The 9,040-nt window shown below is 72.4% G+C and carries 9 protein-coding genes; 4 read left to right on the top strand and 5 right to left on the bottom strand.

The annotated features are described in order from the left end of the window. The coding region (locus V7E46_RS30170; protein ID WP_333771386.1) for a UDP binding domain-containing protein at positions 1 to 461 on the top strand (461 nt) is incomplete at its 5' end. A 186-nt stretch (positions 462 to 647) separates the two neighbouring features. Continuing rightward, positions 648 to 1,262 carry a hypothetical protein gene (locus V7E46_RS30165; protein WP_333771385.1) on the top strand — a complete coding sequence of 205 codons (615 nt, stop codon included), beginning with the start codon at positions 648 to 650 and terminating at the stop codon, positions 1,260 to 1,262. Positions 1,263 to 1,322: 60 nt separating this feature from the next. On the opposite strand, the gene V7E46_RS30160 is transcribed toward V7E46_RS30165, so the two are convergent. The 4 genes from V7E46_RS30160 to V7E46_RS30145 all read right to left on the bottom strand — a co-directional run bounded on the left by V7E46_RS30160 (position 1,323) and on the right by V7E46_RS30145 (position 5,894). Then, on the bottom strand, positions 1,323 to 2,444 hold the full coding sequence (locus tag V7E46_RS30160; protein ID WP_329175499.1) for a GuaB3 family IMP dehydrogenase-related protein: 1,122 nt from the start codon (positions 2,442 to 2,444) through the stop codon (positions 1,323 to 1,325). A gap of 357 nt (positions 2,445 to 2,801) precedes the next feature. After that, positions 2,802 to 4,301: an IMP dehydrogenase gene (gene guaB / locus V7E46_RS30155; protein WP_333771384.1), complete on the bottom strand. Its 1,500-nt coding sequence runs from the start codon at positions 4,299 to 4,301 to the stop codon at positions 2,802 to 2,804. 115 nt (positions 4,302 to 4,416) lie between these two features. Next, the gene (locus V7E46_RS30150) at positions 4,417 to 5,034 is read right to left on the bottom strand and encodes a sigma-70 family RNA polymerase sigma factor (RefSeq protein ID WP_329175501.1); all 618 of its coding nucleotides are present in this window, start codon (positions 5,032 to 5,034) and stop codon (positions 4,417 to 4,419) included. A 248-nt stretch (positions 5,035 to 5,282) separates the two neighbouring features. Further along, positions 5,283 to 5,894, bottom strand: coding sequence for a response regulator transcription factor (locus tag V7E46_RS30145; protein ID WP_003948568.1), 612 nt, complete (start codon positions 5,892 to 5,894; stop codon positions 5,283 to 5,285). 474 nt (positions 5,895 to 6,368) lie between these two features. On the opposite strand from V7E46_RS30145, the gene V7E46_RS30140 reads away from it, so the two are divergent. Continuing rightward, positions 6,369 to 6,671: a WhiB family transcriptional regulator gene (locus V7E46_RS30140; RefSeq protein WP_329175502.1), complete on the top strand. Its 303-nt coding sequence runs from the start codon at positions 6,369 to 6,371 to the stop codon at positions 6,669 to 6,671. 24 nt (positions 6,672 to 6,695) lie between these two features. Here the strand turns inward: V7E46_RS30140 and V7E46_RS30135 are convergent, their stop codons facing one another. Further along, positions 6,696 to 7,607 carry a LysR family transcriptional regulator gene (locus V7E46_RS30135; protein WP_333771383.1) on the bottom strand — a complete coding sequence of 304 codons (912 nt, stop codon included), beginning with the start codon at positions 7,605 to 7,607 and terminating at the stop codon, positions 6,696 to 6,698. 83 nt (positions 7,608 to 7,690) lie between these two features. On the opposite strand from V7E46_RS30135, the gene V7E46_RS30130 reads away from it, so the two are divergent. After that, positions 7,691 to 8,767 (top strand): aminotransferase class V-fold PLP-dependent enzyme, encoded by a 1,077-nt coding sequence (locus V7E46_RS30130; RefSeq protein WP_333771382.1) that lies wholly within the window; start codon positions 7,691 to 7,693, stop codon positions 8,765 to 8,767. Positions 8,768 to 9,040 lie beyond the last annotated feature (273 nt).

The following is a 9,040-nucleotide window of genomic DNA, read 5'->3' as shown; positions in this document are numbered from 1 at the left end:
TCACCCCGCTCGCCCACCCCCGGCTGCCCGGCCACCCGCTGCGGATGGTCGAACTCGCCCAGGAGGTCAACTCCCGCATGCCGCGCTACGTCGTCCAGCGGGCCGCGGCGCTGCTCAACGAGCACGGCAAGTCGCTGCGCGGCGCCCGCGTCCTGCTGCTCGGCGTGACGTACAAGGCCGACCTCGCCGACCAGCAGGGCGCCCCCGCCCGGGAGATCGGCACCCGGCTGCTCGAACTCGGCGCCCAGCTCAGCTACCACGACCCGTACGTACCGCAGTGGCGCGTCATGGACCGCCCGGTCCCGCGCGCCGACTCCCTGTGGGAGGCCGCCGCCGACGCCGATCTGACGCTGCTGCTCCAGCACCACCGCACGTACGACCTCCAGGGCCTGGCGGTCAAGGCCCAACTCCTCCTCGACACCCGCGGCGCCACCCCGGCCGGCGCCGCCGCCCGGCTGTGAGCGACGGGCCGTAATCACCCTGGTGGGCGGACGTCCGGGTCCTGTAACGACCGGATCAAACGTCCTGTCCGATTGTCACCGCCCCCTGCTAGATTTCGGCTCACCGTTCGCACGGGGCATGCACGCATCAAAGCGGGCCGCCCGACGTGCGGAAACCCACAGCATTCCGTCCCCGGGGGACCCTTTATGAGCTCCGACTTCCCGCCGCCGCAGCAGCCGCCCGTCGGCCAGAACCCGTACGCGCAGCAGCCGCCGCCCGGCCCGCAGCAGCCGTACGCCCCGTCGCCGTACGTCACCCCGCCGCAGGGCGGCGCGCCCTTCAACGCCGCCGCGTACGCCCCGCCGGCCCCGATCGGCGCCCCGCCGCGGGGGAACCCCGGGCTCGCCGTCGTCGCGGGTGTGGCCGCCATGCTGGTCGCCGCGTTCGCCTACGCCGGGATCATGCGGGCGATGGCCAAGGACGACGGCCACTACACCGAGGTCGGCTACCTCGCCCTGGCGGTGGGCCTGCTGATCGGCTTCGCGCTCGGCAAGATCGGCGGCCGCAATCCCGTGCTGCCCTTCGTCGGCATCGTGCTGGCGCTGCTCGGCGTCTTCCTCGGCGAGATGGTCGGCCTGTCGATGATCGCCAGCCACTACGCCTCGCAGGCCGGCCTGGACATCTCCTGGTTCTCGATGCTCACCGACCACGGCGGCGACGTCTTCCGCCAGTGGAAGCACGACTTCGACGCGAAGTCCTTCTTCTTCCTGGCCATCGCCGGCCTTGAGGGCTTCGTCGTGACCCGCCGCGTCGCGAACTGACCCGCCGCACACGAAAGGCGGCGGGGACGCAGCTCGCGTCCCCGCCGCCTTCGCGCTGTCTCAGCGGTGGTGCGTCGGCGAGACCGTGACCTCGACGCGCTGGAATTCCTTCAGGTCGGAGTAGCCGGTCGTCGCCATCGAGCGGCGCAGCGCACCGAAGAAGTTCATCGAGCCGTCCGGGGCGTGCGACGGGCCGAGCAGGATCTCCTCCGTCGTGCCGGCCGTCCCGAGGTTCATCCGCTTGCCGCGCGGCAGTTCGGGGTTGACCGCCTCCATGCCCCAGTGGAAACCGCGCCCCGGCGCGTCCGTCGCGCGGGCCAGCGGCGAGCCCATCATCACCGCGTCCGCCCCGCAGGCGACCGCCTTGGGCAGGTCACCGCTGGCGCCGAAGCCGCCGTCCGCGATGACGTGCACATAGCGACCGCCGGACTCGTCCATGTAGTCCCTGCGGGCCGCCGCCACATCGGCCACCGCGGTGGCCATCGGCACCTGGATGCCCAGCACATTGCGCGTGGTGTGCGCGGCCCCGCCGCCGAAGCCGACCAGCACACCGGCGGCCCCGGTCCGCATCAGGTGCAGCGCCGCCGTGTAGGTGGCGCAGCCGCCGACGATGACCGGCACGTCCAGCTCGTAGATGAACTGCTTGAGATTCAGCGGCTCGTGCGACCCGCTGACGTGCTCCGCGGACACGGTGGTGCCGCGGATCACGAACAGGTCCACCCCGGCGTCCACCACGGCCTTGGAGAATTGCGCGGTCCGCTGCGGCGACAGCGCGGCGGCCGTCACGACCCCGGCGTCCCGCACCTCCTTGATGCGCTGCCCGATCAGCTCCTCGCGGATCGGCGCCCGGTAGATCTCCTGGAGCCGCGCGGTCGCCCGTACGTCATCCAGCTCCGCGATCTCCGCGAGCAGCGCCTCGGGGTCGTCGTACCTGGTCCACAGCCCCTCCAGATTCAGCACCCCGAGCCCGCCGAGGTTGCCGATCCGGATCGCGGTCTCCGGCGACACGACCGAGTCCATCGGCGCGGCGAGGAAGGGCAGCTCGAAGCGGTAGGCGTCGATCTGCCAGGCGATCGAGACTTCCTTCGGGTCCCGGGTGCGGCGGCTGGGCACTACGGCGATGTCGTCGAAGGAATATGCCCTGCGGCCTCGCTTGCCCCGACCGATCTCGATCTCTGTCACGTCCGTGCCTCTCTCTGTGGCCTGCGGCCCCAGTATCCCGCACGCTCCGGCTGCCGACCGCGCCGGACGTGCCCGTACGCCTGCCGCGCGGCAGGCGGCGGCGCCCAAGGAGCGCGCGTGACCCTCCACAGCCGTCGTGTGCGGACGCCCCCTGGGGCCTGCGCGGCCGGCCCCGCCACGCACGTGCGGGTCGTCACCGGCCCGAAGGGTCTCTCCGGTCCGACCCGGACCACCGGCCGGTGGGCGGCTGGGCGCGCGGTTCCCCGCGCCCCCGGGTGGGCGCCCCCTGCCGCGGAGGCACCGCGAAATCCCGCGCCCTGGGGAGGGCGGGACGTGGCCGGGGGCGCCGGCGCGGCGTCAGCCGTGGTAGTTGGGGGCCTCGACCGTCATCTGGATGTCGTGGGGGTGGGACTCCTTGAGGCCTGCCGCGGTGATGCGGACGAAGCGGCCCTTGGACTCCATCTCCGCGACGGTCGCCGCGCCGACGTAGCCCATGGTCTGGCGCAGGCCGCCCACGAGCTGGTGGAGGACGGCGGACAGCGGGCCGCGGTAAGGAACCTGGCCCTCGATGCCCTCGGGCACGAGCTTGTCGTCGGCCGAGACCTCGGCCTGGAAGTAGCGGTCCTTGGAGTACGAGCGACCCTGCCCGCGGGACTGCATCGCGCCGAGCGATCCCATGCCGCGGTAGGACTTGAACTGCTTGCCGTTGATGAAGAGCAGTTCCCCGGGGGACTCCTCGCAGCCGGCGAGCAGGCTGCCGAGCATGACGCTGCTCGCGCCCGCGGCCAGCGCCTTGCCGATGTCGCCGGAATACTGCAGGCCGCCGTCGCCGATGACGGGGACGCCGGCGTCGTGGCAGGCCTGCGCGGCCTCGTAGATCGCGGTGACCTGGGGGACGCCGATGCCGGCGACCACCCGGGTGGTGCAGATGGAGCCGGGGCCGACGCCGACCTTGACGCCGTCCACGCCCGCGTCGATCAGCGCGCGGGCGCCGTCGCGGGTGGCGACGTTGCCGCCGACGAGGTCCACAGTGACGCTGGCCTTGATCTTGGCCATCCAGTTGAGCGCGTTGCTGTTGTGGCCGTGCGAGGTGTCGACCACCAGGAAGTCCACCCCGGCGCCGACCAGCGCCTGCGCGCGGTCCAGGGCCTCGGGTCCGGCGCCGACCGCGGCGCCGACGACGAGCCGGCCCTCGGAGTCCTTGGCGGCGTGCGGATACTGCTCGGCCTTGACGAAGTCCTTGACGGTGATCAGGCCGCGCAGCCTGCCGTCGGCGTCGACCAGCGGCAGCTTCTCGATCTTGTGGCGGCGCAGCAGCGCCATCGCGTCCACGCCGGAGATGCCGACGTTGCCGGTCACCAGCGGCATCGGTGTCATGACCTCGCGGACCTGGCGGGCGCGGTCGGACTCGAAGGCCATGTCGCGGTTGGTGACGATGCCGAGCAGCCGCCCGGTGCCGTCGGTGACCGGGACACCGCTGATCCGGAACTTCGCGCACAGCGCGTCCGCGTCGCCGAGCGTGGCGTCGGGGCGGACCGTGATCGGGTCGGTGACCATGCCGGACTCGGACCGCTTGACCAGGTCCACCTGGTTGACCTGGTCCTCGATCGACAGATTGCGGTGCAGTACGCCGACGCCGCCCTGCCTGGCCATCGCGATGGCCATCCTGGCCTCGGTGACCTTGTCCATCGCGGCGGACAGCAGCGGGATGTTGACCTTGACGTTGCGCGAGATGAGCGACGAGGTGTCCACCTCGTTGGGCAGCACCTCGGACGCACCCGGCAGCAGCAGCACATCGTCGTAGGTCAGCCCGAGGGCGGCGAATTTCTCGGCTACTCCGTCGGCGTTCAGCGTCATGACACCTTCCCGAATGGTCTTGCCCGGCGAGTTGTTCAATGGTAGTGGCTGTGCCGGTATTCCCAGGACGGTCCGGTACGGACCAGTGCCCGCAAGGGTGGAACGAGCGACATGCCTAGGCGCTGAGGCCGCCCGCGCCCGCCGGGTGTGCGGCGGCCGACTCCTCGGCGATGGCCCGCAGCCGGCTCAGCGCGCGGTGCTGGGCGACCCGTACGGCCCCCGGCGACATGCCGAGCACCCGCCCGGTCTCCTCGGCGCTCAGCCCGACGGCGACCCGCAGCAGCACCAGCTCCCGCAGATGCCCCGGCAGCCGGTCGAGCAGTTCCTTGGCCCAGGCGGCGTCGCTGTTGAGCAGCGCGCGCTCCTCGGGGCCGAGCGAGTCGTCCGGTTTCTCCGGCATCTCGTCGGAGGGGACGGCGGTGCTGCCGGGGTGGCGCATCGCGGCCCGTTGCAGGTCGGCGACCTTGTGGGCGGCGATGGACACCACGAAGGCCTCGAAGGGGCGCCCCAGGTCGCGGTAGCGCGGCAGTGCGCACAGCACCGCCAGGCAGACCTCCTGTGCGAGGTCGTCCACGAAGTGCCGCGCGTCACCGGGCAGCCGGGACAACCGGGTGCGGCAGTAGCGCTCGGCGAGCGGGTGAACGTGTGCCAACAGGTCGTGAGTCGCGCGTTGATCGCCGTCAACGGCGCGACGGACGAGGGCACCAATGGCCGGAGTATCGTCGTCGCGCATCCACCCATGGTGCCTCGCCGCCGGAGCATCCGCCGCATCGCGGCCGTACTTCTGCACCGAAGCGTTATGAGCCGTCGTGGCCGAAGCCGCGGCTGAGTCCGCGGCCGACACTGTCATCTGCGCCTTCTGGTCCGCCATGTGAAGCCCCCGCCGATCCCCGAGGAAGTCCATACGTCAAGCATGCGTCCTCCCCCGGGAAACCGAGGACTCGCGGGCGAGTTCGCCGTACGGCGTACGGCGTAGCCGAGTCAGCGGACCAGGCCCCAGCGGAAGCCCAGAGCCACCGCGTGCGCCCGGTCCGAGGCGCCGAGCTTCTTGAACAGCCGCCGTGCGTGCGTCTTGACGGTGTCCTCCGAGAGGAACAGCTCGCGGCCGATCTCGGCGTTGGACCGTCCGTGGCTCATCCCTTCGAGCACCTGGATCTCCCGGGCGGTCAGGGTGGGCGCGGCGCCCATCTCGGCGGACCGCAGCCGGCGCGGCGCGAGCCGCCAGGTCGGGTCGGCGAGCGCCTGGGTGACGGTGGCCCGCAGTTCGGCGCGTGAGGCGTCCTTGTGCAGATAGCCGCGGGCGCCGGCGGCCACCGCGAGGGCGACGCCGTCCAGGTCCTCCGCGACGGTGAGCATGATGATGCGGGCACCGGGGTCGGCGGACAGCAGCCGACGTACGGTCTCGACGCCGCCGAGCCCCGGCATCCTGACGTCCATCAGGATGAGGTCGGACCGGTCGGCCCCCCAGCGGCGGAGCACCTCCTCGCCGTTGGCCGCGGTGGTTACGCGCTCGACGCCGGGCACGGTCGCCACCGCGCGGCGCAGGGCCTCTCGGGCGAGCGGGGAGTCGTCGCAGACGAGGACGGAAGTCATGACCGCCCTCCGCAGCTGAACCGCGTCACGTTGTGCCTCCAGGCTGTACGAAGTCTTCACCGTTGGGGCTGACGGCATCGGGCAGATGCCCGAATCCTGTGGGACCGCAAGGGCCGCCAACCGCTTCCGCCACACTCAACGACCCTCACCCGAAAGAGTTACGAAGTTTGGTCGCCGCCGTCAGCACTCTACGTGATCGCACACATGCGGAACGGTCATGGCGCAGGTCAGAATGGGTGAGCCGACAGATTTCCGGCACCACCGCCGATCCGTCGCACACCGGGGCAGCCCGGCGGATGCTGCTGAACGGGTGTTATGCCAGACTTTGCACCCTTTGGCCGCTCTTTTCTGATGCATGGGCTAATCGCCGCTAGATTGGCGATTACTCATATTTACAGCTACTACGACAGTAGATGTACGGTCGAAGACACCGAGGTCGTCTTGGCCGTCACGCACCCGTCGAGGGGATGAGCAATGGCAGACTTCTCCCGCCTTCCCGGCCCGAACGCCGATCTCTGGGACTGGCAGCTGGTGGCCGCCTGCCGAGGCGTCGACAGCTCACTGTTCTTCCACCCCGAGGGCGAACGCGGCGCCGCCCGCAGCGCGCGGGAAGCCGCGGCCAAGGAGGTGTGCATGCGCTGCCCCGTACGCGCGGAGTGCGCCACCCACGCCCTGGCCGTACGCGAGCCGTACGGCGTCTGGGGCGGGCTGACCGAGGACGAGCGCGAGGAGATGATGGGGCGCTCCAGGCACCGCGTGCTCGGTTCACCGACGTAGAGCCCAGCAGAATCGATTCTGCGGTCAGGACCAGCGCAATCCCGCCCGCGCCAGCCGGCCCAGCATCATGTCCACCGCCGGTACGTGTGCGAGGTCGGGCAGCGTCAGAGCCACGACCTCGCGCTGCACGGCGGGCCGCAGCGCGAGCACCGCGACACCCCGCGACCGCAGCGACTCCAGCGCGAGCCGCGGCAGCACCGCCACCCCGAGACCCGCCGCGACCAGCCCGATCACCGCCGGGTAGTCGTCGGTCGCGAAGTCGATCCTGGGCGTGAAGCCCTCCCGTTCGCACAGCTCCACCAGATGGCCCCGGCAGCGCGGACAGCCCGCGATCCACCGCTCACCGGCCAGCTCCGCCAGCTCCACCGCCGCCGGACCGCCGGCCAGCCGGTGCCGCTGCGGCACCACACCCACCAGCCGGTCCGCGAGCAGCGGGCGTACCACCAGGTCGTCCCAGGACTCCTCGGCCGGAGTCGGCAGGTCCGGATAGCGGAAGGCCAGCGTGATGTCGCAGTCCCCGGCCCGCAGCATGTCCACGGAACCCGGCGGCTCGGCCTCCACCAGCGAGACCTCCGTGCCCGGATGCCGGTCCCGCATCTCCGCCACCGCCCCCGGCACCAGCGTCGGGGTCCCCGAGGGGAACGACGCCAGCCGCACCCGCCCGGCCCGCAGCCCGGCGATCGCGGCGACCTCCTCCTCGGCCGCCGTCAGCCCGGCCAGAATCCCGTCTGCGTGCCGCACCAGCGCCTCGCCCGCCTGGGTCAGCCGCATCTCGCGCGGCCCGCGCACCAGCAGCGGAGTGCCCGCGGACGCCTCCAGGGCCTTCATCTGCTGGCTGACGGCCGGCTGCGTACAGCCCAGCAACCGCGCAGCCGCGGAAAACGAACCGCCCCGCGCCACCGCCCGCAGCACCCGCAGATGCCGTGCCTCGATCATTCCCCCACCATAAGCATGACTTAGGTATGACCCCCATAAATCGGCAATGGACTTTGCCCCGCCCCGGGTCCAGGCTGAAATTCATGAGCGCCCACGCACCCACCGCCGCCCTCGCCGATCTGCGGGCCGCCGAATACCCCGGCCTCCCGGCCGGCTACCTCAACGCCGCCACCCACGGCCTCGCCCCGGCCCGCACCATCGCCGCCCTGCGCGGCGCCCTCGACGCGTGGGCCGCCGGGCGGCCGGACACCGACGGCTACGAGACCGCCGTCGCCGACGCCCGCGCCGCCTTCGCCCGCGTCACCGGTGTGCCGGCCTCCCAGGTCGCCCTGGCGAGCACTGTCGCCGGCAGCGTCGGCCTGATCGCCGCCGCCCTGCCCCAGGGCGCCGAAGTCGTCGCCTACCAGGAGGATTTCAGCTCCCTGGTCCACCCCTTCGCGGCCCGCCCCGACCTCCGCCTGCGGCTGGTCCCTCTCCAGGACCTCGCCGCCGCCGTACGCCCCGGCACCGCGCTGGTCGCCGTCAGCGCCGCGCAGTCCGCGGACGGCCGGGTCGCCGACCTCCCCGCGATCCGCGCCGCCGCCGCCGAGCACGGCGCCCGCACCCTCCTGGACGCGACCCAGTCCATGGGCTGGCTCCCGCTCGACGCCGCCGACTACGACTACGTCGTCTGCCACGGGTACAAGTGGCTGGTCAGCCCGCACGGGGCGTGCTTCCTCACCGTCCGCCCCGGCGCCGAGCCCACCCTCTCCCCGGCCTTCACCGGCTGGTACGGCGCGGACGACCCGTGGGGCTCCTGCTACGGCCCGATCACCGACCTCGCGCCCGGCGCCCGCCGCTTCGACGCGAGGCCCGCCTACCTCGCCTACGTCGGCGCCGCCGCGTCCCTCGCGCTCATCGCGGAGGTCGGCGTCGCCGCGATCCATGCCCACGACCTCGCGCTCGCGGAACGCCTCCGGGCCGGCTTCACCGCCCTCGGGTACGCGCCCGTCCCCGGCCCCTCCGCGATTGTCGCGGTGCCCGACGTGGCCCCTGAAGTCCACCGCCGCCTCACGGACGCGGGCGTCGCCTTCTCCGCGAGGGCGGGCAATCTGCGGTTCGCCCCGCACTTCTACAACACCCCGGCGGACGTCGACCTCGCCCTGGCAGCGGCGGCGTAGTTCGCGCGGGCGGTGGGCCGGGCACGCGCGCACGCCCGTGCGGTGGGGCGTGTGCAGGTCTCTCTGCGGGCGGTTGCGCACCACCGGCGACCGCACCCGCGGCGACGGCGTACCCCGAAGGTTTGCTCACCCGCCACCGACAGGCAGCCGCCGGCCGGCCGGGAGGGGACGATCCGGGGGTGTCCCCGCAGGACTGCGCACAACTCCCGCAGGAACGTTCGCACAGAGTCAAGGTGCGCAGTCCGAGGAGATACCCCCGGAGCGGCACCGACC

It is taken from the genome of Streptomyces sp. IBSBF 2435 (genome assembly GCF_036815005.1).
Taxonomy (GTDB): Bacteria; Actinomycetota; Actinomycetes; order Streptomycetales; family Streptomycetaceae; genus Actinacidiphila.
This window is presented reverse-complemented; position numbering and strand designations above follow the sequence as displayed.

Coding starts and splice junctions, on each gene's coding strand:
- V7E46_RS30165 (WP_333771385.1), top strand. CDS start 648: ATGAGCTCCGACTTCCCGCCGCCGCAGCAGCCGCCCGTCGGCCAGAAC.
- guaB (WP_333771384.1), bottom strand. CDS start 4,301: ATGACGCTGAACGCCGACGGAGTAGCCGAGAAATTCGCCGCCCTCGGG.
- V7E46_RS30150 (WP_329175501.1), bottom strand. CDS start 5,034: ATGCGCGACGACGATACTCCGGCCATTGGTGCCCTCGTCCGTCGCGCC.
- V7E46_RS30145 (WP_003948568.1), bottom strand. CDS start 5,894: ATGACTTCCGTCCTCGTCTGCGACGACTCCCCGCTCGCCCGAGAGGCC.
- V7E46_RS30140 (WP_329175502.1), top strand. CDS start 6,369: ATGGCAGACTTCTCCCGCCTTCCCGGCCCGAACGCCGATCTCTGGGAC.
- V7E46_RS30135 (WP_333771383.1), bottom strand. CDS start 7,607: ATGATCGAGGCACGGCATCTGCGGGTGCTGCGGGCGGTGGCGCGGGGC.
- V7E46_RS30130 (WP_333771382.1), top strand. CDS start 7,691: ATGAGCGCCCACGCACCCACCGCCGCCCTCGCCGATCTGCGGGCCGCC.